The sequence below is a fragment of the Flagellimonas meishanensis genome (assembly GCF_019880545.1).
Lineage (GTDB): Bacteria > Bacteroidota > Bacteroidia > Flavobacteriales > Flavobacteriaceae > Flagellimonas > Flagellimonas meishanensis.
Map to the genome: position 1 here is coordinate 211,984 of NZ_JAINVW010000003.1, position 26,337 is coordinate 238,320.

General features: G+C 44.1%; 20 protein-coding genes. 14 read left to right on the forward strand and 6 right to left on the reverse strand.

The window, feature by feature from the left end; genetic code table 11:
- Positions 1-31 precede the first annotated feature (31 nt).
- From pfkA to K7G75_RS08925, 3 genes are all read left to right on the forward strand, one after another.
- A complete protein-coding gene (pfkA, locus tag K7G75_RS08915; protein WP_222983905.1) occupies positions 32-1,018 on the forward strand; it encodes a 6-phosphofructokinase in 987 nt (328 codons plus the stop codon).
- Positions 1,019-1,040: 22 nt separating this feature from the next.
- Positions 1,041-2,042: a type I glyceraldehyde-3-phosphate dehydrogenase gene (gene gap, locus K7G75_RS08920; RefSeq protein ID WP_222983906.1), complete on the forward strand. Its 1,002-nt coding sequence runs from the start codon at positions 1,041-1,043 to the stop codon at positions 2,040-2,042.
- A 71-nt stretch (positions 2,043-2,113) separates the two neighbouring features.
- Positions 2,114-2,965, forward strand: a complete 852-nt coding sequence (locus tag K7G75_RS08925) for an N-acetylglucosamine kinase (protein WP_222983907.1) — start codon at positions 2,114-2,116, stop codon at positions 2,963-2,965.
- Here the strand turns inward: K7G75_RS08925 and K7G75_RS08930 are convergent.
- Both K7G75_RS08930 and K7G75_RS08935 read right to left on the reverse strand, forming a co-directional pair.
- Entirely contained in the window at positions 2,958-3,338 is a 381-nt protein-coding gene (locus K7G75_RS08930; protein WP_222983908.1) for a RidA family protein, read from the reverse strand. The genes K7G75_RS08925 and K7G75_RS08930 overlap by 8 nt on opposite strands.
- A gap of 47 nt (positions 3,339-3,385) precedes the next feature.
- A complete protein-coding gene (locus K7G75_RS08935) occupies positions 3,386-6,079 on the reverse strand; it encodes a putative LPS assembly protein LptD (RefSeq protein WP_222983909.1) in 2,694 nt (897 codons plus the stop codon).
- Positions 6,080-6,208: 129 nt separating this feature from the next.
- Between K7G75_RS08935 and K7G75_RS08940 the strand changes: the two genes are divergently transcribed.
- The 9 genes from K7G75_RS08940 to K7G75_RS08980 all read left to right on the forward strand — a co-directional run bounded on the left by K7G75_RS08940 (position 6,209) and on the right by K7G75_RS08980 (position 17,004).
- Positions 6,209-7,420, forward strand: coding sequence for an N-acetylmuramoyl-L-alanine amidase family protein (locus K7G75_RS08940; RefSeq protein WP_222983910.1), 1,212 nt, complete (start codon positions 6,209-6,211; stop codon positions 7,418-7,420).
- A 66-nt stretch (positions 7,421-7,486) separates the two neighbouring features.
- Positions 7,487-8,452, forward strand: coding sequence for an MlaD family protein (locus K7G75_RS08945; protein WP_222983911.1), 966 nt, complete (start codon positions 7,487-7,489; stop codon positions 8,450-8,452).
- 3 nt (positions 8,453-8,455) lie between these two features.
- Entirely contained in the window at positions 8,456-9,781 is a 1,326-nt protein-coding gene (locus tag K7G75_RS08950; RefSeq protein WP_222983912.1) for a 4Fe-4S dicluster domain-containing protein, read from the forward strand.
- Positions 9,782-9,793: 12 nt separating this feature from the next.
- Complete coding sequence (locus K7G75_RS08955) at positions 9,794-10,585, forward strand: (Fe-S)-binding protein (RefSeq protein WP_222983913.1); 792 nt, start codon at positions 9,794-9,796, stop codon at positions 10,583-10,585.
- Between the two features lie 3 nt (positions 10,586-10,588).
- Complete coding sequence (locus tag K7G75_RS08960; RefSeq protein WP_222983914.1) at positions 10,589-11,071, forward strand: ABC transporter ATPase; 483 nt, start codon at positions 10,589-10,591, stop codon at positions 11,069-11,071.
- 91 nt (positions 11,072-11,162) lie between these two features.
- Complete coding sequence (locus K7G75_RS08965) at positions 11,163-14,075, forward strand: glycoside hydrolase family 3 N-terminal domain-containing protein (protein WP_222983915.1); 2,913 nt, start codon at positions 11,163-11,165, stop codon at positions 14,073-14,075.
- 29 nt (positions 14,076-14,104) lie between these two features.
- Positions 14,105-15,247, forward strand: a complete 1,143-nt coding sequence (gene bshA / locus K7G75_RS08970; RefSeq protein ID WP_222983916.1) for an N-acetyl-alpha-D-glucosaminyl L-malate synthase BshA — start codon at positions 14,105-14,107, stop codon at positions 15,245-15,247.
- Position 15,248: 1 nt separating this feature from the next.
- Positions 15,249-15,710 carry a hypothetical protein gene (locus K7G75_RS08975; protein WP_222983917.1) on the forward strand — a complete coding sequence of 154 codons (462 nt, stop codon included), beginning with the start codon at positions 15,249-15,251 and terminating at the stop codon, positions 15,708-15,710.
- Between the two features lie 115 nt (positions 15,711-15,825).
- Complete coding sequence (locus K7G75_RS08980; RefSeq protein ID WP_222983918.1) at positions 15,826-17,004, forward strand: OmpA family protein; 1,179 nt, start codon at positions 15,826-15,828, stop codon at positions 17,002-17,004.
- A 63-nt stretch (positions 17,005-17,067) separates the two neighbouring features.
- Here K7G75_RS08980 and K7G75_RS08985 read toward each other — a convergent pair whose 3' ends face one another.
- Both K7G75_RS08985 and K7G75_RS08990 read right to left on the reverse strand, forming a co-directional pair.
- Positions 17,068-18,090, reverse strand: coding sequence for an ATP-grasp domain-containing protein (locus K7G75_RS08985; RefSeq protein WP_222983919.1), 1,023 nt, complete (start codon positions 18,088-18,090; stop codon positions 17,068-17,070).
- Positions 18,091-18,102: 12 nt separating this feature from the next.
- The gene (locus K7G75_RS08990) at positions 18,103-19,455 is read right to left on the reverse strand and encodes a phenylacetate--CoA ligase family protein (protein WP_222983920.1); all 1,353 of its coding nucleotides are present in this window, start codon (positions 19,453-19,455) and stop codon (positions 18,103-18,105) included.
- A gap of 353 nt (positions 19,456-19,808) precedes the next feature.
- On the opposite strand from K7G75_RS08990, the gene K7G75_RS08995 reads away from it, so the two are divergent.
- Both K7G75_RS08995 and K7G75_RS09000 read left to right on the forward strand, forming a co-directional pair.
- Positions 19,809-22,169, forward strand: a complete 2,361-nt coding sequence (locus tag K7G75_RS08995) for a fibronectin type III domain-containing protein (RefSeq protein WP_222983921.1) — start codon at positions 19,809-19,811, stop codon at positions 22,167-22,169.
- Between the two features lie 63 nt (positions 22,170-22,232).
- Positions 22,233-23,594 carry a tyrosinase family protein gene (locus K7G75_RS09000; RefSeq protein ID WP_222983922.1) on the forward strand — a complete coding sequence of 454 codons (1,362 nt, stop codon included), beginning with the start codon at positions 22,233-22,235 and terminating at the stop codon, positions 23,592-23,594.
- 49 nt (positions 23,595-23,643) lie between these two features.
- Here the strand turns inward: K7G75_RS09000 and K7G75_RS09005 are convergent, their stop codons facing one another.
- Positions 23,644-24,006, reverse strand: a complete 363-nt coding sequence (locus tag K7G75_RS09005; RefSeq protein WP_222983923.1) for a heavy-metal-associated domain-containing protein — start codon at positions 24,004-24,006, stop codon at positions 23,644-23,646.
- 9 nt (positions 24,007-24,015) lie between these two features.
- Positions 24,016-26,250: a TonB-dependent receptor gene (locus K7G75_RS09010; protein WP_222983924.1), complete on the reverse strand. Its 2,235-nt coding sequence runs from the start codon at positions 26,248-26,250 to the stop codon at positions 24,016-24,018.
- Positions 26,251-26,337: the final 87 nt, after the last annotated feature.

The window sequence follows — 26,337 nt, forward strand, 5'->3', positions numbered from 1 at the left end:
TTTCCTAGTTTTGATCTCTTAAAATTTTTGAATGGCTTCAGAAATCAAGAAAATTGGCGTGTTCACCTCCGGGGGTGATTCGCCCGGAATGAATGCAGCGATTCGTTCCGTGGTGCGTACCTGTGCTTATCTTAACATACAATGTGTGGGCATCTACCGTGGGTATCAGGGAATGATCGAAGGAGATTTCAAGCAATTGGACGCCCGTAGTGTCAATAATATCATCAATAAAGGGGGGACCATTTTAAAATCGGCCCGATGCGAAGAATTCCGTACCCCGGAAGGACGTAAGAAGGCTTACGACCAATTAAGAAAGGAAGGCATCGATGCTTTTGTGGTTATTGGGGGCAATGGAAGTTTTGCCGGAGCGGAAAAATTCAACCAAGAATTTGATTTTCCGGTCATTGGCATCCCTGGCACCATAGACAATGATATTTTGGGTTCCTCGTACACCATTGGGTTCGATACGGCCATTAACACCGTAGTGGAGGCCATCGATAAGATAAGGGATACCGCAAGCTCGCACAACCGACTCTTTTTTGTGGAGGTTATGGGCAGGGATGTGGGCCATATAGCACTGAATGCCGGAGTAGGGGCGGGTGCCGAGGAAATTTTGATTCCCGAACAGAATTTGGGACTTGAGCGCTTGTTGGATTCCCTGAAACGAAGCAAGAAATCTGGGAAATCATCCAGTATTGTGATTGTTGCCGAAGGCGATAAGATAGGGAAGAATGTTTTTGAGCTAAAGGAATATGTGGAGCAGCACTTGCCCATTTATGACGTAAGGGTTTCCGTATTGGGACACATGCAACGCGGGGGAAACCCAACGTGTTTTGATCGGGTCCTTGCCAGTAGAATGGGTGTAAAGGCAGTGGAGAGCCTTTTGGAGGGAAAAAGTAATTATATGGTAGGTATTCGCGACACAAAGCTAATACTGACGCCGATACACGATGCCATTAAGGCGCATACTGAAATTGATGAGGAACTCATCAAGGTTTCGGACATAATGACAACATAAATCAACTTAAATATTTTTTAAAATGTCAACATTGAAAATAGGAATTAACGGATTTGGTAGGATTGGAAGACTGGTCTTCAGGGCTACCGTGAAAAGGGATAATGTGGATGTGGTCGCTATTAATGACCTTCTAGATGTGGAGCATCTTGCGTATTTGCTTGAATACGATTCCGTACATGGGAGATTTGACGGCACTGTTGAAGTAAAAAACGGCAACTTGGTGGTCAATGGCAAAACCATCCGGATCACGGCCGAAAGGGACCCTAAAAATTTGAAGTGGGATGAAGTTGGTGCCGATATCGTGGCAGAATGTACCGGTATCTTCACCACTTTGGAAACAGCACAATACCATATTGACGGTGGGGCCAAGAAAGTGGTCATTTCCGCGCCATCCAAGGATGCGCCCATGTTTGTGATGGGGGTTAACCATAAGGAAGTGAAGCCATCCGATACCATTATTTCCAACGCTTCTTGTACCACTAACTGTTTGGCGCCAGTGGCCAAAGTGCTCAACGATAAGTTCGGCATTGAGGAAGGATTGATGACCACGGTTCATGCCACAACGGCTACCCAATTGACGGTTGATGGTCCTTCAAGAAAAGATTATCGCGGAGGAAGGAGTGCCTTGTTGAACATTATTCCGGCCGCAACAGGGGCCGCAAAGGCAGTGACCAAGGTAATACCCTCATTGCAGGGCAAACTCACCGGAATGGCTTTTCGCGTACCTACAGCGGATGTTTCCGTGGTGGATTTGACCGTGCGATTGGAGAAGGAAACTTCGTATGAAGAGATAAAAAAGGCATTTAAGGAGGCCTCCGAGGGAGAATTGGCCGGTATTTTGGGTTACACGGAAGATCTTGTGGTCTCACAAGATTTTGTGGGCGATGCCCGAACCAGCATATTCGATGCAGATGCAGGAATTGAACTGAATTCCAAGTTTTTCAAGGTAGTTTCTTGGTATGACAATGAAATGGGCTATTCCAATAAATTGGTAGATTTGGCAGAGTACGCAGCAAGCCTTTAATTTATTATCTTGAACCAATCCCGGAGGGTCTTTGGCTCTTCCGGGATACCAACCTTAAAAAAACCGTACCTATGATATTGATTGTGGATAGCGGGGCCACCAAGTCCGACTGGATAGCCTTGAACAACAATGGTGACAGGATTTTCCTAACCCAAACGTTGGGGCTGAGCCCAGAGGTATTGACCAGGGAGGTCATAGAAGACCGACTTGCCAACAATTTTGAACTGTCCCAGAATCGCGAGGCCGTTAGTCACTTATATTTTTATGGTGCAGGCTGTGGTACGGACCGGATGAAAAGATTTCTGAAAGATATATTCAAGGATTTTTTTCCAAAGGCAAAAGCCGAGGTTAGGGAAGATACCTTCGCCGCAATCTACGCCACTACCAAAATAGGGCATCAGGGAATTGTGTGCATTTTGGGCACGGGCTCCAACTGCAGTTACTACGACGGGCATCAGCTTTTCCAGAAAGTAACTTCTCTTGGCTATATATTGATGGACGACGGTAGCGGCAATTTTTTTGGAAGGAAACTGCTCAGGGACTATTATTTCCACAAAATGCCTCAAGACCTTGGGATTAAATTCGCAAAGGAGTATGACCTCGATGCAGACGTGATCAAGGAAAACCTATACAAGCAGCCCAATCCGAACACCTATTTGGCCACTTTTGCCCGTTTTATCATAGAGAATAAGAGCCATCCCTATTGCAAGGGCGTCATAGAGAAAGGATTGCAGCAATTTGTGAACAACTACATCATGCAGTTTGAACTGGCGACCAAGGTGCCCATCAGTTTTGTGGGCAGCATAGCCTATTTTTTAAGGGACGAACTAGCCACTGTCCTTGAACGCAACGATTTGATCTTAGGCGTTATAAGACAACGACCCATTGATGGCCTTGTGGAATTTCACCGGGAGACTATTTGACGGCAATCATAGAGATTTCAACATTCACAAATTTTGGTAGATTGGCCACTTCCACCGTTTCCCTGGCAGGGGCGGTATCCGAGTCAAAATAACTGCCATACACTTCGTTCACTTCGCCAAACTGGTGCATATCCTTTAGGAAAATTGTGGTTTTTATCACATGGTCAAAGGTCATGTTCGCTTCTTCCAGGATAGCCTTAAGGTTTTCCATGCTCCGCTTGGTCTCTTTTCTAATATCGCCTTCCACCAATTTGCCAGTGGCCGGGTCAATCGGAATTTGACCGGATATATACAAGGTGTCCTTGACCAGCACTGCTTGGTTATATGGGCCTATGGGGGCTGGTGCGTTCTGGGTGTTGATTATTTTTTTCATGGAGTCTGTTTATTTAGTTCAATTTAAGGTATTAAAAAATGAAATTGTTAGCGCCTATTACTAAAAGGCTGGCTTCTGTTTTCCCATTTAAGATCGCTGAGTATGGAGCTCTTTATACCAATGAAGAAGTACCACCGCTCAAACCTTCCAAAAGGGGTCCAATCAAAACTCAACCGGAAGCTGTCCAAATCCCTTCTAAAATTAAAACGGGTATCTGCAAATCCTTTGTTCTTAAAATCATAGCCCGAGTTAAACCCTACTTCCCATTTGGGAGTTAGCTGCACATTACCCGAAAACATTAAAGAGTGGTTGGTTATTTCCTTTTCCCTGTTCCTGTTGCTATAGGTTGCCACGTAGGTCAAACGCACATCCCAGGGTATTTTGTTACCGTACAGTGCATTGTCTGCATCCTCTGCTTCTGCATCCTTGTTTTCAAAAAATGGCTGCGCGTCCCTGGCCCCTCTCAGTTCAAAAGGATTGGCACCATAATTGGGATCCTGATTCTTGCCGTCTTGTTTTTGCTTTGCGCCTCCCTTGGTAAACATATCACTGTTCAAGGAGAATCCCGTATTGATCCGTGCTGATGTCAATCGCACCAAACCCCCGCCATTGGATATGTTAAAGGTGTTTATTCTTCGTCCATTGTTGTCGATGGCATAGGGATCAAAACTTGCTGAAAAGTTGATGGGCACATTCTTTATTATCTCGGTACCCCCTGTCATGCTGATGGGACTCAGTTTTAAAGAATCGGCCTCCAGATTGTAACTGGTGGAGAATGTAAGGTTGCTCAATATTTTGACCTTTCTAGGTTCCAGCACCGTCGTGTCCTTGTCCCGCACCTTGGCCTCCAAAGAGTTTTGCAGGGAAAAACTGAGGGAGCTGCCCCGGTTTAGCGAGGGTCTTCCATAAAGGCTCGTCTCAAAGGGCGTGTATTGCACTTCTTCTCCATCACCATCCACGTAAGATTCGTAAAACTGCTCAAATGATGGCGTGTAAGAGTACCCGATGGACGGGCTCATTACATGGCGGATGGCCTGAATTTTTTTATCCTCCCCAAAATTGAACGTCCCATACAATGTGGTACCGACACTTGCGCCCAAATTGTACCTATTAAATCGGTCAAAGCCAGCTATGGTATCGGTGACGACGGCCTGTTCCTCCTCATCAAACCTTCTTCTTATTGTTTCCAGGGCCCAAATATCCTCATAGGCCCCGTTAAGGGACATACTGAGGTATTTTGCCACTTTAAAATTGGTGCCTATCGGGATTCGATGGCGTGCACCTATTCTGGCCCCGTCGAACATTTCACTGGTAAAAAAATCCTCTTCCGTAGTGGTTATGCTGTTCTGGGCGTTTACATCATATTGGAAGTTGATATTGTCAATCAGTCCTTTTTTAATGCCATCCCTTTTAACAAATGGAAAAATACGTTCCATGCTGGCCTGAAAAGTGGGGAGGGACATGTTTACCGATTGCGTCCTGGAGTTCTGGGTGTGACTCAAGGTCATACTGGCATTCACTGAGGGATAAGCGGGAAAAATCTTGGAATAACTTATGGACGATTGGAAAACGTTGGTCTGTGTATTGTTTCGGTTTATTTGGTTCAGCGAATTGGTAAAGAACTCACTACTTCCCAAGTTGACCGATGCCGAAAATCGTGAATTGGGATTGGCCTTGGCGTCCTGGGTATGCCGTATTTGGATATTGTAGTTGCTCGTCCGGCTAAAGTCATCAAATCCCTTTTGGCTTTGTATCAGGTTTTCATAGTTGAAGTTGATGTTGCCCTGGAATTTATATCTTTTGGCGTAGATGGACTGTCCTCGGAAACCATAGCTCCCATTGGTATAAAAGTCACCCGTAATACTTAGGTCCACATACTCGCTGATGGGCAGGTAATATCCCCCATTCTGTAGAAAATACCCCCGCTGGGGGTCGTTCCCAAAAGTGGGGAACAATAGCCCGGCTACCCTGCCAGTGGTCAATGGAAAATAGGCGAAGGGAAGTGCTATCGGGGTAGGGACATCCACAATGTACATGTTGCTGAACCCAGCAATAATTTTCTTTTTGGGCACAAATTTGGCCTTACGGACACGGATATAGTAATCGGGGTTCACCGTGTCCTTGGAGGTGGTGAGCTTGCCTTCTTTCAAAAAATAGACGGAATCGTTCTCCTTTTTGGTGATTTCGGCATATACTTTCATGTTATCACTGCCCAGCTGGCCCAATCCAGCCTGCTGCTCGGTCCTGGAATTCCAGATAAGGGCTTTTTGGGTATCAAAATTAAAGCGTATCGAATCGGGCCTCACCTCGTTCTCACCTTGTTTAAAATAGGGGAGTTGTGAATAATTGCCCAAGGTATCCTTCAATCGTCCGGCATACACTTCGTTTCTCACATAGTCCATGATGATCACTCCCGCCTTCAACTCAGTGTCCTGATAATAGATCTCCGCCTCGTTGTACAAATAAATTTTGTTTTCACTCTGACTGAGCTTTACATAATCTTTCGCCTTATATTTGATTTTATCCAGCAGTAGGGGTTCCTTTCCAGCAGTGGAATCTACCTCAGCGGAATCAACTACTATGGAGTCGTTCAGAATGTTTGCGGGCAGCAAGGGAGCGGTAATGGAGTCCTGCATGGCCTTAATGGGCATGGGCTTTATAAGATCCTCCTGAGCCACTGCACTAAATTTGCCACAAAGAAGAACAAATAGGAAAACTAAAAGATGTTTGTTTGATTGCAACGTGATAAATCCTATTTTTGTGCTGGTTTGGCTCGATTTTTGGATCAAACTTACATATATTTTTCGTTCTGTTACTTGGGGATTACAATATTTTTAACCAATAAGGAACACCATAAATAAACAGTTCTTATGAATAAAAGTTGGATTACATTTTTCGTTTTATTATTCATAACCCCAACGCTGATTTCATTTAATATTGCTGATTTACAAAGACCTCCCAAGGACAAATTCGTTGTTGTTCTTGATGCCGGCCATGGTGGGCATGACCCTGGAAACTTGGGCAATGGCTATCTGGAGAAGAGCATTGCGCTCGGTATAGTGCTCAAGGCGGGAGAAGAATTGGCAAAGAACCCCGACGTAAAAGTCGTTTATACCCGAAAGGACGATACCTTCGTGGATCTTTTCAAGCGGGGAGAAATTGCCAATCAGGCCAATGCCGATCTTTTTGTCTCGGTGCACTGTGATTCCCACAGTTCCGACGCCAATGGCGCAGGCACTTTTGTTTTGGGGCTGCATGCCAATAGACAAAATTTTGAGGTGGCAAAGAAAGAGAACTCCGTTATCTATCTTGAGGATGACTATGAGAAAAGGTACGCTGAATATGACATAAACTCGCCAGAATCCATCATTGGGCTGACCATTATGCAAGAGGAATTTCTGGATCAAAGCATTCTTTTGGGAAAGAAGTTACAGGACAATTTCACAAAAAAGCTCAACCGGAAGGACAGAAAGGTGAAACAGGCCGGGTTCATTGTGCTGCACCAAACCTTTATGCCGAGTGTGTTGATAGAAACCGGATTTTTGACCAATAAGAACGAGGGCAGTTACCTGAACTCAAAAAAAGGCCAGGCCGAAATGGGCAAAGCCATTGCCGATGCCATTCTTGCTTACAAGGAAGACTTTGCAAAAGGAATTGCCCTAAGCGAGACTCCCAAATTGGAAGATGCCGAGGTAACGGTAAGTGTGCCCATCGAAAAAGAAGAGGTGAAACAACCAAAAAATGAAAGTACCGTTGTTCAGGCAAGTACAAATATGGGTTCAAAACCAGCCTCCGATACCAATTCGGGCACAACCGCTTCCAGTAAAAAAGATGTTGTTTTTAAGGTCCAGTTGCTGGCCAGTGCCAAAAATATTCCCTTGAGGGCCGAAAATTTTAAGGGATTGGATGTTTTGTCAAAGGAGCCTTATAAAAACCTGTACCGGTATATGTATGGTGAGGCAAGCTCTTTAGAGGAGGCCAAAAAGCTTAAAAGCAAGGCGGACGCACACGGATATCCCACCTCATATATAGTCGCCTATAAAAATGGAAATCGGGTTACCATTTCCCAAGCACTCAAATAGGTTGGCGAGGGAAGGCTTGCTTGTGAAAAATATTCCTAATTTTGTTTAAACCATAAACCGAATCTTTTGAAACTATCCAGGGAAGTCAAAACTGGGATTATAGTGTTGGCAGGAATAATAGCCTTTATTTTTGGGCTCAACTATCTAAAATCATCACCCTTTTTTGAAAACGACCAAATATTCTACGCAATTTACGATCATGTGGGCGGGCTGCAACCGGGCACCCAGGTATCCATCAACGGCCTCAACGTGGGCAATGTCCAGGACATAAAGTTCAAGGACAACTCTGGCAAGCTGGTGGTCACCTTTTCGGTGGGCAAGGACTTTGAATTTTCAAAGAACAGCGTGGCCGAAATATACGATACAGGCATAATAGGGGGAAAGGGCATCCAGATCAACCCTGTGTTTGATGAAGCCCCAAGAGCTAAATCTGGAGATACCCTGATATCCAACATCAAACCGGGGCTCACGGAATTGGTGCAACAAAAGCTTACTCCCTTACAAATGAAAATTGAGGGAGCCTTTTCGCATGCAGATTCCCTTTTGATGAATGTGAACGAAGTGCTGGACGACCCAACAAAAAGGGATTTAAGGCAAGCCATAGCTGCGTTGAGCGAGGGAGTGGGTTCCTTCAAGGAAAGTGCCAAAGAGTTGAACGTGCTGCTGAGCAATAACAAAGAACAGCTTGACAATTCCCTTAAAAATGTGGACAAGATTACCGGTAATTTTTCAAAACTTTCCGATTCCCTTGCCAAAGCAGGACTTGGGGAGGCGGTCACGAACCTAAAAACCACCGTGGAACGATTGAACGGGATATTGGCCAAAATTGAAAAAGGAGAGGGTACTTTGGGCAAGATGGCCCATGATGATGCCCTCTACATCAATTTGACCGAGGCGTCAAGGGAGCTGGATCTGCTTTTGCAGGACTTTAGGTTGAACCCAAAACGATATGTCAACGTTTCCGTCTTTGGAAAAAAGCAAAAAGAGTACGAACTTCCTGAAAACGATCCTGCCTCCGAAAAACAGAACTAAAATATGGACTACCTGCCCAATATCATCTTTACCATTGCCCTGTTCGTCGGGATTGGTTTTTTTGCAAGGAATGTAAAAAAATTGATTCGTAACATTAGGCTTGGAAGAGATGTTGAGGTTGGCGACAACAAGCCCCAACGATGGAAAAATATGGCGAAAATAGCCCTGGGACAGACCAAAATGGTGGTTAGGCCCATTGCTGGCCTCATGCACATCATCGTTTACGTTGGGTTTATTATCATCAACATTGAAGTACTCGAGATCATATTGGATGGGATATTGGGAACCCATCGACTTTTTGCGCCCCTGGGCAGCGCTTATAATTTTTTGATAGGGTCCTTTGAAATATTGGCATTATTGGTCATTGTGGCCGTAGTGATTTTTTGGATCCGAAGAAACGTCATCAAATTGGCAAGGTTCATTAAGCCCGAAATGAAAGGCTGGCCGGAGAAGGACGGCAATATGATCCTATACATCGAATTGGTATTGATGCTGCTGTTTTTGACCATGAACGCTGCCGATTTTAGCTTGCAGCAAATGGGAGCGGAGCACTACGCAGCTGCAGGGGCCTTTCCCGTGAGCCAGTTCATCGTTCCTCTTTTTGATGGCCTGTCCATCCCCACAATAATCGGTATTGAACGTACGGCTTGGTGGCTGCACATTTTGGGCATACTGGCCTTTTTGAACTATCTGTACTATTCAAAACACCTGCATATACTGCTGGCATTCCCCAACACCTATTACGGAAAGTTGAAACCACAGGGGGAATTTGACAATTTGGAGGCGGTCACCAATGAGGTAAAATTGATGATGGACCCTTCCGCTGATCCTTATGCCGCTCCCTCCGATGGTGCAACAGAACCGGAAAAGTTCGGTGCGTCCGATGTGATGGACTTGAACTGGGTCCAATTGCTCAATGCCTATACCTGTACCGAATGTGGGCGATGTACTTCCGAATGCCCCGCCAATCAAACCGGAAAGAAGTTGTCTCCCAGAAAGATAATGATGGATACTCGCGACCGTTTGGAGGAGGTGGGCAAAAATATGGATGCCAATAAAGGGGAGTTCGTTCCCGATGGAAAACAACTCTTGGACGACTACATCAGCCGAGAGGAGCTCTGGGCCTGCACTACGTGCAACGCCTGTGTTCAAGCTTGTCCCGTGAGCATAGACCCACTTTCCATAATCATGGAAATGAGACGCTTCCTGGTGATGGAACAATCGGCAGCCCCATTGGAATTGAACAACATGATGGGAAATTTGGAAAACAACGGCGCACCATGGCCGTTCAATCAAATGGACAGGTTGAACTGGGCACAAGAACCATAAAATGGAAAGAAAATGGCAAACGAAATGAATGTACCCACCATGGCAGCCCTTTTTGCAGAGGGAAAGCAACCCGAAATACTCTTTTGGGTAGGTTGTGCGGGCAGTTTTGATGATAGGGCCAAGAAAATCACCAAAGCCTTTGTGAAGATTTTGAACAGGGCCGGAGTAAGCTTTGCCGTGTTGGGCACCGAGGAAAGTTGCACCGGCGACCCGGCCAAACGGGCGGGCAATGAGTTTCTGTTTCAAATGCAGGCCATGACCAATATAGAGGTGATGAATGGTTATGAAGTGAAAAAAGTGGTCACCGCATGCCCACATTGCTTCAATACCATTAAGAACGAATACCCTGGATTAGGAGGCAATTATGAAGTGCTTCACCACACCCAGTTTCTGAAACAGCTGGTGGAAGAGGGCAAGATCACCTTGGAGGGCGGAACCTACAAGGGAAAACGGATTACCTATCACGACCCCTGCTATTTGGGCAGGGCCAACGACGTATATGAAGCACCACGGGAGCTTATCCAAAAATTGGATGCAGAGCTCTTGGAAATGAAAAATTGTAGAAAAAGGGGACTTTGCTGTGGAGCGGGAGGAGCCCAAATGTTCAAGGAGCCGGAAAAAGGGGACAAGGATGTGAACGTGGAGCGCACCGAGCAGGCCATGGAGACCCAACCCGAAATTATTGCCGCTGCATGTCCATTTTGCAATACCATGATGACAGACGGAGTAAAGAACAAGGAAAAAGAGACATCAATCGCTGTTTTGGATATCGCCGAACTGGTGGCCAATGCGCAAGACCTTTAAAAAATGTTGGTAGACTTTTCAAAATTGCCGGACAACGCTAGAATATGGATTTACCAATCCGAGCGTAGTTTTTCAGAACAGGAATTGGATGAAATCGAACAATCTGTTACTGATTTTTTGAAGGAATGGACCGCGCATGGCAACCAATTGCAGGCAGGTTTTGAGATCAAATACGACAGATTTATCATAATAGGCTTAGATCAATCCCTTGCAAGCGCCTCCGGTTGTTCCATTGATGCCTCCGTACATTTTATCCAAGGATTGGAAAAAAAATACGAGGTATCATTACTGGACAGAATGAACGTTTCCTTCAAACAGGGAGATTATGTTGCCTATAAGCCCTTAACCGATTTTAAGAAAATGGCCAAGGACAAAGCGGTTTCCAAGAATACCATTGTTTTCAATAATCTGGTGGCCACCAAACTCGATTATTTGGAAAATTGGGAAGTTCCCGCGAGCGAAAGCTGGCATGCCCGTTTTGTTTAAAAGAACCTCAATTAACCCAAAATTAGGTATTTACCTCGATGGAATGCAATAATTTTGCAGGTGATAAGTTCATGTCCTAGACCAATTGTTTATGCGGATAAACCTCTACATCCCACTTTTTTTCTTATTTGTTTCGGTGGCGCAGGGCCAGGGCAATCCCTTGATTGCGAAAGATTCTGTGGACCAATTCACATGGGTGGAGGAAAAATACGCCAGCTTGTCGCTTAAGGAAAGGGTAGCGCAGCTTTTCATGGTTAGTGTGGCTTCTGAAGGAGACAATGCGGCAGCCGATAAGGTAGAACAGCTTATAGAGGAAGAACAAATAGGCGGAGTGATTTTTTCCCGAGGCGGTCCCTTACGTCAGGCTAGGTTGACGAATAAATATCAGGCAAAATCGAAGATACCCTTGTTGATTGGAATGGACGCCGAGTGGGGTTTGGCCATGCGCCTTGATTCCACGTATGCCTTTCCATGGAACATGACACTAGGGGCCATTCAGGACAATGCTACGGTGGAGCAAGTTGGCTATCAAATTGGGAAACATGCCAGGAGGCTAGGGGTCCACATCAACTTTGCCCCGGATATTGACGTGAACAACAATCCCAAGAACCCTATTATTGGTAACCGTTCCTTTGGGGAAGATCCTGCAAATGTTGCCCAAAAAGGAATGGCCATCATGAAAGGGATGGCGCGCGCAGGTGTCTTGTCCTGTGGCAAGCATTTTCCGGGTCATGGGGATACCGCGACCGATTCGCATAAGGCTTTGCCCACCATCAACTCCAGTAGGGAACGGTTGGACTCCATCGAACTGTATCCGTTCAAAGAATTGATAGACAGCGGTTTAAATTCCGTAATGGTAGCACATTTGAATGTGCCGAGTTTGGAACAGAAGGAAGAACATCCATCCACATTATCCAGAAAAATTGTCTCCGGGGTATTACAGGGAGAACTGGGATTTAAAGGCTTGGTTTTCACAGATGCCCTGAACATGAAGGCGGTTTCAGAATTTGCTGCGGAAGGGGAAGTGGAGCTGGAAGCTTTTTTGGCAGGGAATGATGTACTGTTGATGCCATTGGACGTTCAGAAAGCCAAATCGAAACTTGTAGAGGCCTATGAAAAAGGCATTATACCGGAGCAGCGATTGGCCTATTCCGTAAAAAAGATATTGATGGCCAAATATAAGGCCGGACTAAGCCAGTTTCTCCCGGTTGAAATGGAAAATCTGGTTGAAGATTTGAATCAAGTGGAGAATGATGTGGTGTATGAAGATGCCATTGAAAAGGCAATTACCGTGGCAAAAAACAATTTTTCACTGCTGCCGATAAAAAAATTGGAAAATAAGAGAATAGCCTACGTGCAATTTGGTGAAGACCCTGGATCAACTTTTTTAAAAACCCTTTCCAAATACACAACCATCACCAAGATTGATGCCAAGGATATCTCCGGTTACAAGGACGCCCTTGCACAATATAATCTGGTGATCATAGGTGTCCATAAAAGCAATGAAAGCCCATGGAAAAACTATCAGCTTTCCAAAAATGAGCTTTTCTGGCTCCAAGAAATCTCGAAAATGAGGACGAGCAATACCATTTTGACCCTTTTTGCGCGACCCTATGCACTTTTGGATGTTTTTGATTTTGCTTCGATTGATGCCTTGGTGATGGCCTATCAAAATAGTGATGTTGCCCAAGAGAAGGCCGCCGAGGCTATTTTTGGCGCTTTCGGGGCCAATGGAAGACTTCCCGTTTCAGCACATCCTGAGTTTCCTGTGGGCACGGGGACCAACCTTCAGTCGTTGCAACGTTTGGGGTATTGCGTTCCGGAAAGTGTGGGATTGAGCTCGCATAGCTTGGCCAAAGTGGACAGTCTGGTGCAGATTGGTCTTGATTCCTTGATGTTTCCGGGAGCACAGGTGCTGATTGCAAGAAGGGGAAAGGTGATCTATGACAAAAGTTTTGGCAAGCCTACCTACACTTCCAAAGATACGGTAAGCGGGGAGCATATCTATGACCTTGCCTCTTTGACCAAGATTTTGGCCACTCTGCCGTTGATCATGAAAATGGAAGAGGACGGCAAAATCGCTCTCAATGACACCTTTAAAGAATTGATACCAGAATATGAAGAAACGGAATTGAAGGATGTTACGGTACTCAAGGCACTTTCCCATTATGGCAGGCTGCCGGCATGGATAGCCTTTTATTTGGAAACATTGAACAAGGATAGGAAACCTTCTTCGGATTTTTACAGAAACCATCCGGCTGAGGGGTTTTCGAATAAGGTAGCGGACCGACTTTATATCACCGATGCCTACAAGGATTCCATTTACAACAGAATAGGCCGTCAGAGCCTTAAATCCAATCGGTATAGGTACAGTGACGTGGGTTATTACGTATTTAAAAAATACATAGAGGAAACCTATCGGAAATCGCTGGATAAACTTATAGACTCTTTTCTGTTCACGCCCATGGGCTTGCAGCACACCACATTCAATCCACTGGCCAAGTTTACCAAGGAGAACATTGTCCCCACCGAAGAGGACGATTATTATCGATACCAGACTGTGCACGGTTATGTCCATGACATGGGAGCTGCTATGCAGGGTGGTGTGGGAGGCCATGCGGGCCTTTTTGGCAATGCCAATGATGTGGCCAAGATCATGCAGATGTACTTACAGGGTGGGACTTATGGTGGAGAACGTTTTTTGGATGATCGAACCATCAAAAAGTTCAATACGTGCTATTTCTGTAACAAAAATGTACGAAGGGGTGTTGGTTTTGACAAACCCCAACTGGAGGAAAGTGGTCCAACCTGTGGATGTGTGTCCAGAAAAAGTTTTGGGCACAGCGGATTTACGGGCACCTATACTTGGGCCGATCCGGAGGAGGAACTCATCTATGTGTTCTTGTCCAACCGGACCTACCCAAAATCTTCCAACACCTTGTTGATCAAATCAGGACTGCGCACCAGGATCCAACAAGCGATTTATGATTCCATTATAAATTAGTCAACAAATATTGCGTTAGATTTGTTACCATGAAGATAGCAATTGTATGTTACCCCACATTTGGTGGAAGCGGTGTTGTTGCCACCGAACTGGGGATTGCGCTGGCCGGAAGGGGCCATGAGGTTCATTTTATTACCTACAAACAGCCTGTGCGACTGGAGCTTCTGGGAAACAATATTCATTTTCATGAAGTGCATGTACCTGAATATCCCCTTTTTCATTATCAACCCTATGAGCTGGCACTGTCCAGTAAATTGGTGGATACCGTAAAACTGTACGGCATTGAACTTTTACATGTGCACTATGCCATTCCCCACGCCTATGCTGGATATATGGCAAAGAAAATGCTACAGGAGGAGGGCATATTCATACCCATGATAACCACCTTGCACGGTACCGATATCACCTTGGTGGGCAAACATCCCTTTTACAAACCTGCGGTCAACTTCAGCATCAATAAATCCGATGTAGTCACTTCGGTTTCTGAAGCGCTGAGGCAAAGCACCTTACAGATTTTTGATATCAAAAAAGAAATTGAGGTGGTTCCCAATTTCATCGATATCTCAAAATACAGTCAAGAATATACCGATTGCCAGCGTTCCCTAATGGCCAATGAGGATGAACGTATAATCACACATATCAGTAATTTTAGAAAGGTCAAGCGCATTCCGGATGTGATCAAGGTCTTTTTTAAGATTCAAAAAGAGATTCCCTCCAAGCTCATTATGGTGGGAGAGGGACCGGAAAAAGAGTATGCCGAACAGTTGTGTGACGAGTTGAAAATAAAGGACAAAGTGCTGTTTTTGGGAAATAGCACGGAAATAGACCGAATTTTGTGTTTCTCGGACCTCTTTTTGTTGCCTTCTGAATCGGAGAGTTTTGGATTGGCGGCACTGGAGGCGATGATCAACAAAGTGGCCGTGGTCTCCAGTAACGTGGGGGGCATACCGGAAGTCAACAAGCAAGGCGTTTCCGGTTATTTGACCGAGGTTGGGGACGTCGCGGGAATGGCAGCTAAAGCCCTAGAAATCTTAAAGGATGATGCGACACTTGAAAAATTCAAGGAAAACGCTTACAAGACCGCTACTAAGTTTGATATAGTGCACATATTGCCCTTATATGAGGAGATCTACGAAAAAGCATACAAATCCCGTTACAAGAACACCTATTGAAGTGAAGCAAGCATTGGCCATACTTTTTATTTGCCTTTTATCCTGCAAGGCCCAAAAGAAAGCAGATTTGCAGATGTTGGAGAACATGGAGGGGATGACCCTGCTCACACATGATTACTACAGTGGGTTTCAGGAATATGAGGTCACGGTAATAAAGGATACCAAAACATTGAACAAGCTTTATTCCCAAATAAACAAAACAAGAAAGCCAGGCCTTCCGGTGCCCATGGTCGATTTTACCGAAAATCAAGTCATCATGCTTTGTCTTGGAAAACTTCAAGGAGAAAAGACGCCGGTATTGGCCAAATCTGAAGAGACCGAGGACCATCTCTTGGTTACAGTTTCCCTGATGGCGGAAAAGGAAGGGAATCAGGCAGATACGAGTATTGTTTCGTACCCTTTCTATATTTATAAAATGCCATATACCTCCAAAACCATGGATTTCAAAAAGGTGGATTGGTAACCTACTGGACTTCCCAATTTTACTCCTTGTCGAAAATTAGGGCACTTGAAAGTACAAAATTCGCCTTTTATGAGGGTTGACCTAGTTTTGTCCCAATAAACCTCAAATCTTGTTTATGAAAACTTCAAGACCTCTATTGGCGGCTATATTCTTTGTTTTTTCCATAGCCATTTCCGCACAAGAGATAGAATTGACCAAAAAGGACAGCATTGTCCAAAGTTTTTGGATGGTGGGCCTTGGGATAAATATTGTGGACGATTCGGGTGATGAATTTGGTGACCTACTGGATTTGAGCGATGGATGGAACATGGTACCCTTTCCATCCAGAATCAGTATCGGGCGCTATTTCAAGAACGGTTTGGGCGTGGAGGCCATTGGATCATATAATCGATATAAAGCGGGCAAGATTGTTGACAACAACGTCAATCCCGAGGATGTGGACTACTTAGGTCTGGACTTTAGGGTGAGCTATGACCTGAATATGATTTTGGGAGAAACGGGCTTTTTTGACCCCTATATTGGTATAGGTGCAGGTTATACGGATGCGAACAACCAAGGAAGGGGCACCTACAACGCAGTTGTCGGTTTCAGGACATGGTTTTCGGAGCATTGGGGATTGGATTTCAATTCCACCGGAAAGTGGACCATGAACACGGAGAACTCGTCCAACCATATCCAACACGCCTTGGGGGTTGCCTATCGTTTTGAAGTTGAAAAGGGACTTTCAAGAAAAGGCGAGGAAAAATTGGCTCTGCTTAAGGAAATGGAGAAAGAACAGCAACGTGTTCTGGACTCCATAGCTGCCAAAGAAAGGGCGGATGAAGAGGCCCGCTTGCTTGCTGAACGCCTTAAAAAAGAGCAGGAAGCTGCAGAACTTGCCGCCTTGGAGAAAGCAAAAAGGGATGCGGAGGATGCGGAAAGGAACAAAATCAAAAGCGAGATAGAGCAACTTTCCAATGTATATTTCAAGCTAAACTCGTCGTACCTCACCACGCAGGACAAGGCCATATTGGACAAATTGGTCAGCTTGATGCAGACTAACCCGGACCTTGTCATCGAAGTAAGTGCACATACCGATTCCAGAGGTACTGATACATACAATCAATGGCTTTCGGAACGAAGGGCAGAAAGAACTGTTGAGTATGTTTTATCTAAAGGGATTTCGGGGGACCGAATTAAACGGGAAGCTTTTGGAGAGACCAAATTGACCAACGAATGTGAGGATGGGGTTAACTGCCCAGAGGAAAAGCACCGCAAAAACAGGAGGTCTGAGTTTACCATTTTAAAAATATGATTTCCTAAAAAAAACAAAGAAGCCGGAGGTTGTTCCCCCGGCTTCTTTGCTTTGGCCCAAATCCTAAAGTTTTATGGGCATCATTTTGTCATATTTTGAAAACATCTTGCCAGCTTCAAACGTATTGAACCTATCCACATCTTTTTCACCTCTGAGCCATGCCACATAGATTGCTGGCGTGTTTATGCCTGCTTCATGCGAAAAGGGATAACCCCCTCCAAACCTTGGATTCATTTCCAGATAATAGACTTGCCCGTCCTTCACAAAAAAATCACAATCCATATTGCCAATATGCCTGGTATTCTCAGCGATTATCCGAGCTGTTCTTGAAAATTCAGCATTGATCACGGATATGGCCTTGTCCGTTTCTCCGGAACGCATGGCCATTTTCTTTCTGATGAACGAGCCATAATGGTTTCCCTCAAAATCATTCAAGATATCTATCCCATACTCTTCACCATCTATTTTTTCTTGGATTAAGATGCTCCTTTCGATATCGGCGGCACTGGCATCCTTTAAGATGGATTTTTTCACCTTTAGGGTCTGAAGTATATAAGCGAGCCTTAGCTCATCCTCATTTTCCGCAATGTCAATCGCAATTGAAGCGCTTCCCCATCTCGGTTTGATGATCAAGGGATACGTTACCTCACCTTGCTCTATGGCTTGGACGACTTCATCCACGGTTAGGTATGTTTTAGGTGTGCCAATCCCAAGGTTCTTGAAAAAGTTGAATGTTTTGTATTTATCGAAGGCAATGTCAATTACTCCTGTATCTGAAATAATCACCTTGGCACCTTCGGATTCCAATGCATCCTTGTGTTTTGATAAGATGGGCAGTTCAAGGTCGTTTAAAGAAATAATGGCATCGATTTCATGTTCACGGACCAACTTCTTAAGGATTAAAATATAGTCTTTATTGTAGATTGATGGAACTTGTATCGCCAGGTCGGCATCGACCAATGCAGGTGCGGTAAGTTGGCTGTCGGCCGCCATAACCATACCCTTGCCTTCAAGAGCTTCTTTAAAATAGTTGATCAAGTAATTGCGACGACCGGCGCAGGTAAAAAGAATGTTGGTTTTTTTCATGAAACAAGACTCCTAATGGGTTAAGGATTTTTCTTTACGATTGTCTTTGGGGTTTTCAAGAAGCAAATTACGGGTGATTTTTCGTTTTTTGGAATTTAAAAGCGGGATTTCATTCACGTGCTCAACTGTAACCATTGCATCATCACCAATGATTTCCTTAAAGGACCGCACGAGTTCCATCTCCCTTGTGAAGGTTTCGTCAACGTTGAGTTTAATGGTGTATCTATTCTTTTCATTTTGAACAAATTGCACTTGATTCAGTTCGGGGAACGAGGGCAGGAGGCTCATATACTTATAGGGACTGGTCATTTTTCCTTTGGTGTCCATTAAAATGTCCGCTTTCCTTCCCTCAACCGATTTCAACACCGGGAATGGGCAGGAAGGTACCGTGATGAGTGCACCCACATCGCCAGTATCATATCGAATCATAGGGGTGGCGTGGTTATATAGGTCAGTGATCACGATACGCCCAAGTTGTCCATGTTTTGCAGGTTTGTCTTCATTAAAATCCAGGATTTCCACAACATAGCTGGCCCAATTGATGATGAAATAATCACCATCTATTGGTTGTTGGGCAATAATTCCATTCTCAAAATTGGAATATCGGGAAACCATGGGCGTGTTAAAATAGTACCACATTTTGCTTCGAACGTGGTCGCCGAGACTTTCGGACATTCCAATTATGGATCGCACATTGCATTGCAATGGTTTTGAATTTGTTTTATCCAAATAATCGCAAATCTTCTCCAAACCAGAGGGGTAGCCCAGCCAAGCTTTGGGAGAGGGGTCCTTCTGAAGTTTTAGGAGCAGGTTTTTGATGTAACCCTCGTTTTTCAAGGCATCAATATTGATTTGGACTATATTCTGCAAGAAAGCAGGCAGTTTCTTTTTTTTCAGGTTCTTGTTCCACAATCGTACGTAAAGTAACTTTTCACCAATGGTATATCCTGCTTGCGACGCAAAGTAGATGGTATCTGCTGTATTCCTTTCTTTTTTTCGCTGGGTTTGGTAGACCATAAAAGGAATTCCAGTGGACCCGCTGGTAAACATTTGATGGATCCTTTCCTTGGAAGCGTTTTTTATTAGCGTGCGATCAAAATTCGTTTTGATGATATTTTTATTGGTGATTGGAAAATCTTCGAGTGTGCTGTAATTTTTCAGGTCACTATAGAATTCAGAATGGGTTACCGCTTTATCAAGCAATTCTCGTAAAGGCTTTTCCGTCCTTTTTTGCAAAGAATCAAAAGAATTTTCACCAAGGGTTTTTTGTATGTCCAAGAAATCATGCCGAATATTTCTACCTTTTATTCTATCCAAGGTCCAGAAGGCATGATAGCGCAAGTAGTTAAGGAGGCTACGTGTCATTAATTTGAGGTTAAGGGGGCATTGTGACCGATAAAATAAACCCACATGTTGAAATTTCAATATAAATACAGTTTATACCTACCGATTGATGTAAATATAAGCCATCCCTGGCAATTTGTTTTAAAATCTGTTTGTTCGTTAAGAAACTAACGTTGCATTCGAAAAAAAATTATTTGGAATTTAACACGGCGAACATTTAGGTAGTACTACTTTTTCTTGACACTTAAAAGAATACGATAATAGTTTTTTTTTGCATTTCATCGATAATTTATGCCAAAAATAAGTGAGACCCTTTAGGTGCTATAACTTTGTTATAAACACTGTTTCCGCTTCAGCCTTAAAGCCAGAATTAAATGATAAAAAAAATACTCTACTCCTTTGTTTTTCTTGGGACTTCTTTTGCTTTTGCACAGAACCTATATGATGATTCCAATGCCGCTTCCCCAGCAAATGAAGCCGATGCAACGACCGGTTGGGCAGGAACCGCCAATATTTTCTCAGATAATACGGATGTACAGTCAGGGAACTTTTCCTTGAGGGCTGTATCAAATGGCAACAATGGAACCTATGTTGCCTACACTTTTGATGCAGTTGTGGGCCAGGATTACAACATTACCATTTGGGCAAGGAGAGGTGCACAGTTCAACAATCCAGCATTTGCCAATTGGCAGGGAATGGCTGGATTTAGTACTACGCCCATAGGAACTGGTGTATGGACTCAATATAATTGGACTGTAACAGCGAATTCTGCCACACCTCAAATACGTGTATACGTTAGTCCATGGTCTGCACGGCTGGTTGCTGGGAACACGGTATTTATTGATAATATTACTATTGTTGCTGATGGGTCGGATACTGAGGCGCCTAGCGCGGTAACGGATTTGTCGTCATCCAATACTACATTTAATTCCACTGATTTATCTTGGAGTGCATCCACGGACAATGTAGGGGTGACCAATTACGAAGTTTTTCAGGATGGAGTTAGCATTGGTAATACGGGAACTACAACCTTTAATGTTACAGGCCTTGCTGAACTGACCAGCTATGATTTCACGGTCTTTGCCCAAGACGCTGCCGGTAACACTTCTCCCGTTAGTAACACAGAAACTGTGCTAACCCTTCAAGCTCCCGATACCGAAGCTCCTTCTGCGATAACAGATTTGGCCTCAGCCAATACCACCACAACCACAACTGACCTTTCATGGAGTGCTTCCACGGATAATGTAGGCGTGACCAATTACGAAGTCTTTCAGGATGGGGTAAGCATTGCCAACACGGGGACGACCACAGCTTTTAATGTCACAGGTCTTGCGCCTAGCACGAGTTACGACTTTACAGTTTTTGCAGAAGATGCAGCAGGGAATGTTTCAACTGTGAGCAACACGGAAACGGTTGTTACGGCAGGTGTACCTGATACGGAAGCTCCAAGTGCTGTTACGGACCTGTCTTCAGCAAATACCACTTTCAACAGCACTGACCTTTCCTGGAGTTCAGCAATAGACAATGTGGGTGTGACCAACTATGAAGTGTTCCAGGATGGGGTGAGCATTGGTAACACGGGAACCACAACCTTTAATGTTACAGACCTTGCTGAACTGACCAGTTATGATTTTACGGTTTTTGCCCAGGATGCCGCAGGTAATACTTCCTTGGTAAGCAATACAGAGACCGTGGTAACGCTTCAGGCTCCTGATACAGAAGCACCAACATCAGTTTCGGATTTAACTTCCTCAAACACTACCGCAACAACAACAGATTTGACGTGGAGCCCATCCACAGACAATGTAGGAGTTACAAACTACGAAGTTTTTCAGGACGGGTTTAGTATTGCCAACACTGGTACTGCCACAACACTTAATGTTACGGGCCTGACCCCGAGTACCAGCTATGATTTCACTGTCTTTGCACAAGATGCTGCCGGAAATGTCTCCCCGGTCAGCAATACAGAAACGGTTAGCACCCAGGGCGTTCCGGACACAGAGGCTCCCAGTGCTGTGACTGACCTATCCTCCTCTTCCACAACATCCACAAGCACAAGTCTCTCCTGGAGTGCATCTACAGACAATGTCGCTGTCACCAACTATGAGGTTTTTCAGGATGGGGTCGGCATTGGAAATACTGGAACCAACACCACATTAAATGTAACGGGACTAACTCCAAACACTAGTTATGACTTCACCGTTTTTGCGCAGGATGCGGCATCAAATATTTCAACAGTGAGCAATACAGAAACAGTTGTTACCTTGGCTGGTACAGGGATTGTGGATTATACTTCCGAAAATTCCAACATGACCACTGTGGACTGGACGGCAAGGGATTTGTTCGCGAATAGAAATCTGGGAATTGGAACCACGGACACGCAGGGCTATCGATTGGCAGTTGCCGGGAATATGATAGCAGAAGGTGTTAGGGTGGAACTTCAAGGTAATTGGCCGGATTATGTTTTTGAGCCCGATTTTGATTTGAAAGCATTGGAAGAGGTGAAAAAGTTTATTGAAGAAAATGGGCATTTACCCAATATTCCTAGTGCAAAGCAAATTGAAAAGGAAGGTATTGATTTGGGCACGATGAACGCCAAGTTACTCGAGAAAATAGAAGAGCTTACACTTTATTTATTGGCTCAAGATGCCAAGATTAAGCAACTGGAGTTAAAGAATGCCAAAATTGAAGATCTTTTGAAAAGGATTGAACAATTGGAGAGGAAACAAGAATAATTGAGAAGATTGTCAAGAACTATACACATGCCCACTAAATCTTATTTATTTCAGGTAAAGCAAATGAAAGGGATCTTTTTTTTACTTGGTCTTTTAATTCTGCAATCCGGTTTTGGACAGAGTATCCGAAAAGGCTTTGATGAGATGACCGATTACGAAATCTCAGAATTGGTAGATGCCTTTTACGAGTTAAGAAATGGCCCAGACCTATTTAATGATTTGGCGACCTTTCACGGAAATTTCTTCAATTTTGACAATACTGCAGATCCAACGCGCCCGGACCTTCATTTTAATCTTCCCGATGAGTCGGAAAGGGAAATATTCCTGGCCTGGCACAGAAGACAAATGTTTGAAATGGAGCAAGCGGTGCAGGAAATCAATCCAGAAATTAGCTTGGGCTATTGGAACTCCATTATCTATCAATCACCGACCGATGCTATTTGGGATGAAAGCTTTTTAGGTAGTTTTAATGCTAATTGGTCATTAAATAGAAATCTTGCGAGTAACGGACCAATGCCAACTGCTACCGATCTTGACAACCTCATAACCGAAACCAATTTTTTTACTTTTTCAAATAGATTAGAACGGCAGGCAATTCACAGGGGAGCCCACGTTTGGACCGGAGGAGCTATGCCTACACCACTTTCGCCAAGAGACCCGGTATTTTATTTCCACCATTCTCACGTAGATAAAGTTTGGCAGGACTGGGAAGAAATTCACCAAAGTTCTTCTTATATAACGACTTCCATGTTACGGTATGATGGAACCTATGTATTTAATGGGGAGACAATTCCATTGGTTGACCCCAATGATATAACTGATTCAAGGGTCTATGGAGTGTTTTATGCCGAGAATGGTTTGGCACAGTTGGACAACTATATTGTAAGTAACACCTACAACCCTGAAGAGATTTTTTACTATCAATTTAATATCGAGGCTGGAAACAACTTCATAGTTCCAGCGGGCACTGTGGCACGTTTTGAATCGGTTAACGAAATTAATTTGACACCAGGATTTGAGGCAGCCCCTGGTTCATCGTTTGAGGCGAGTATAGATGTGGTAAATGGAGGATTAAACAAGTCCTTAAGCCCAAGTAGATTGTTTAAACCCTATCCTTTCTCTGAAAAGCTTTTTGAACCCATTGTTTGGGAAGAAGGAGGTGATTTGCTGGAGGATAAGCCTGTTATAATCACTGCCCATCCCAATCCATTTACTGAAAAGATTACCATCAAACTTAGCAAACGAAGGGACTGTGTTATAGAGGTATTCAACATGATGGGCATGTTGATCAGGGAAGAAGCTTTTCAAAACACCGATACTTTGGTCATCAAAGATCTCTACGGACTATCCTCAGGATTCTATGTCATACGTGTTACAGATGCTGAGGGAAACCTGCTTGTTGTAAAGCGCTTGATAAAAATGTAGGAAGCAGAATAATAAAAGGGAGAGAGAAAATCGTCTCCCTTTTTTTTGCTCAATGCTTTCCATGGTCCATATGCATGGTATTTGGATCCCTGTATTTACAACATTCGGGAAGACTATCATACACCTTCTGGGGAGCGGTAAATCCGTCAGAATCATGTCCCACAAGGGCAATTTCTTTTTTGATGGCATCAATGGAAGATTTATGCTCATCGATAATGGCATGGAATTCCTTGGTTTCGGAGTTCCAAGAGGCAAATTTGACCCCCTTAATTTTTATGGCAGCTTTTTCAATTCTGTTCTTGCACATACTGCAATTGCCCTTTATTTCAAAATTCACTGATTTATTCTTGTCCTGGCCGTGGCCAAAAGCGACCGTTAAAATCGTCAATAAGATGAGAAACGTATTTTTCATAGCTAAAAGTTAAATTTTATATCTGAATCCCGCATAGCAGGCACTACCCAAAACCGGACCAAACAGCACGGTACTGTCAAAAAAAGTTCCGAAAGGATCATTTGGCGCAATAATAGGGGAGGACTGGGTAAAGTTATTGATATTTTCCCCACCAATATAGAACTCCAACTTGTTGGAGAAAACTTTGGTGACTTGGGCATTGATCAAAGTATATGATGGTGCCCATCCATCCAATTGAAATTCACTTGGGTTTGACGAGGTATCTGGAAGACGCTGCCTTCCCAAGGTATTGGCAGTGAAATCAAAACGCCATTGGCTTTCATTTTTCATTTGTGTTTCATAGCCCAAATTAATAAAGAACCGATAGGATGGTTGAAGTGGCCTGTCCAATGTGCCACTGTTGTAATCTGTGACCACATCAAAATACTTGTACGTGGCCCTCAAATAAAAATCTTGGAGTATTTCGTAGTTCAGGTCAACCTGGATGCTGTTGGAATAACTTTTCCCAGAAAGATTATAGAAAGAAATTGCCCTTGGATTTTCCCAGTCCACCACCACTTGGTCCTCAAAATCGGTTCTATAGTAGTCAATCGAGATATCCATGACCCGATTCCACAGATACAATTTTTGGATGAAGCTAAGCCCGTAGTTCCAAGCTTTTTCAGGATTCAGGCCATAGTAGTTGCCATTGGTGCCGTTGATTACAATTTGTCTTGAGGAAGCGAACAATTGTTGGTTCTCGGCAAAAATATTTGCCCCACGTTTGCCGCGACCAAAGGAAGCCCTGAGGCTTGCCTTATCCCACAAGGAATATCTCATATGGAATCGTGGTGTGAGAAAAGTGCCCAAATTGTTATGATTGTCCACCCGAAGCCCGGCAACAAGGCTCAACCCTTCCAAATTGTCATAAGAATATTCAAAAAAAGCACCAATTGCGTTGTCATTTCTTCTAAAAGGGATAGTGTTCACCATCTCCTTAAAACCATCATAGGTGAAACTTGCCCCTGTTTTGAACTTATTCTGGGTACTTCCAATGATACTGCTAAATATGAAATTGGAGTAAAAGGATTGGTGGTCAATGTCGTATTGGTTCAAGCCATAAAAGGAATTTTGGTCGTGGTTGCTGTAAGCAGTTTGAAATCCAAAACTTTGATAGGGCAGCTCGGGAAACACATAGCCCACTTTGGCGGAAAGGTCCAATCTTGATGTGGCGATCTCGCTTCCCCAAGCATTGGTGGTCAGCTTATCGGTTTCCAAATCAAAATCAGTTTGGCCAATTTCTTTGGTATCCGAAAGATATTGGATATTGGCGTAGCCCACCCATCCGCTCTCGGAATCCACAAATTGCCAGCGGTTCATTAGATTGACCTGTCTGGACAGGGGAGTGTCGAAAAAAGAATCATCATTGTTATCAATATACCCATTTCTTAGATTGGCGTGAACGTACAAACCCACGCCCAACTCATCGGTAATGACATGGTTGAACCTGGAGTTGAATTCATAGCGTTCAAAATTGTTCGCGTACATGTTCAAAAAGAACCGTTTGTCCGTCAAGGGTTTCACCAATTCACTATTGATGTGTCCCGAGATACTCTCAAAGCCATTCAAAACACTTCCGGCACCCTTTGTGATCTGTATGCTCTCGATCCACGATCCGGGAATAAAGGAGAGTCCAAAAACTTGAGATGCTCCGCGAATTGCGGGCATATTCTCCTGGGTGAACATTAAATAAGGGCTGGTCAATCCCAACATTTGGATTTGTTTGGCGCCAAGAACGGCATCGGAAAGATTGACATCAACGGACGGATTGGTCTCAAAACTTTCGGAGAGATTGCAGCAGGCGGCCTTGAGCATTTCCCGACTGTCCACCGTGACCACATTCTGCGCCTTAAAAAGCGATTTTTGAAGCGGGGCCACCTGTTTTTCAACCACTACTTCATCCAGAACCACATTGGATATCAAAACAATGTTGCCCAAGTTAGGGCGGTTTACCGGAATGGTATCGGAACGGTAGCCCACAGAGCTGATCACAAGTTGTTTTAAACTGGGCTGATAGGAAATCTCGAACTTTCCCATGGAATCGGTGGTGGTGCCAATGGTACTGGACAGCCAATAAACATTTGCGTTAGGTAGAGGTATGGTTTTCCCCTTATCGTTGTATTCTACCACCCTTCCGTTCACCTGAAATTGCGCCTGGGCCTGCGAAAAAGCAAACATTATTAACAGAAGCAAAGATAATCTCATTCCAAAGAGGCTTTGAAGGTGTAAAATTAAAGGTTTGCACAGTCAAGATTGAATTATTGCCCAGTATTTAACACAGGGATGCAGTTC

Bases quoted from the DNA above. Each gene is read 5' to 3' on its own strand.
- K7G75_RS08960 (WP_222983914.1), top strand. From the start codon at position 10,589: ATGTTGGTAGACTTTTCAAAATTGCCGGACAACGCTAGAATATGGATT.
- K7G75_RS08990 (WP_222983920.1), bottom strand. From the start codon at position 19,455: ATGACACGTAGCCTCCTTAACTACTTGCGCTATCATGCCTTCTGGACC.
- pfkA (WP_222983905.1), top strand. From the start codon at position 32: ATGGCTTCAGAAATCAAGAAAATTGGCGTGTTCACCTCCGGGGGTGAT.
- K7G75_RS08930 (WP_222983908.1), bottom strand. From the start codon at position 3,338: ATGAAAAAAATAATCAACACCCAGAACGCACCAGCCCCCATAGGCCCA.
- K7G75_RS08950 (WP_222983912.1), top strand. From the start codon at position 8,456: ATGGACTACCTGCCCAATATCATCTTTACCATTGCCCTGTTCGTCGGG.
- K7G75_RS08995 (WP_222983921.1), top strand. From the start codon at position 19,809: ATGATAAAAAAAATACTCTACTCCTTTGTTTTTCTTGGGACTTCTTTT.
- K7G75_RS09005 (WP_222983923.1), bottom strand. From the start codon at position 24,006: ATGAAAAATACGTTTCTCATCTTATTGACGATTTTAACGGTCGCTTTT.
- K7G75_RS08940 (WP_222983910.1), top strand. From the start codon at position 6,209: ATGAATAAAAGTTGGATTACATTTTTCGTTTTATTATTCATAACCCCA.
- K7G75_RS08925 (WP_222983907.1), top strand. From the start codon at position 2,114: ATGATATTGATTGTGGATAGCGGGGCCACCAAGTCCGACTGGATAGCC.
- K7G75_RS09010 (WP_222983924.1), bottom strand. From the start codon at position 26,250: ATGAGATTATCTTTGCTTCTGTTAATAATGTTTGCTTTTTCGCAGGCC.
- bshA (WP_222983916.1), top strand. From the start codon at position 14,105: ATGAAGATAGCAATTGTATGTTACCCCACATTTGGTGGAAGCGGTGTT.
- K7G75_RS08955 (WP_222983913.1), top strand. From the start codon at position 9,794: ATGGCAAACGAAATGAATGTACCCACCATGGCAGCCCTTTTTGCAGAG.
- gap (WP_222983906.1), top strand. From the start codon at position 1,041: ATGTCAACATTGAAAATAGGAATTAACGGATTTGGTAGGATTGGAAGA.
- K7G75_RS08965 (WP_222983915.1), top strand. From the start codon at position 11,163: ATGCGGATAAACCTCTACATCCCACTTTTTTTCTTATTTGTTTCGGTG.
- K7G75_RS08980 (WP_222983918.1), top strand. From the start codon at position 15,826: ATGAAAACTTCAAGACCTCTATTGGCGGCTATATTCTTTGTTTTTTCC.
- K7G75_RS09000 (WP_222983922.1), top strand. From the start codon at position 22,233: ATGAAAGGGATCTTTTTTTTACTTGGTCTTTTAATTCTGCAATCCGGT.
- K7G75_RS08985 (WP_222983919.1), bottom strand. From the start codon at position 18,090: ATGAAAAAAACCAACATTCTTTTTACCTGCGCCGGTCGTCGCAATTAC.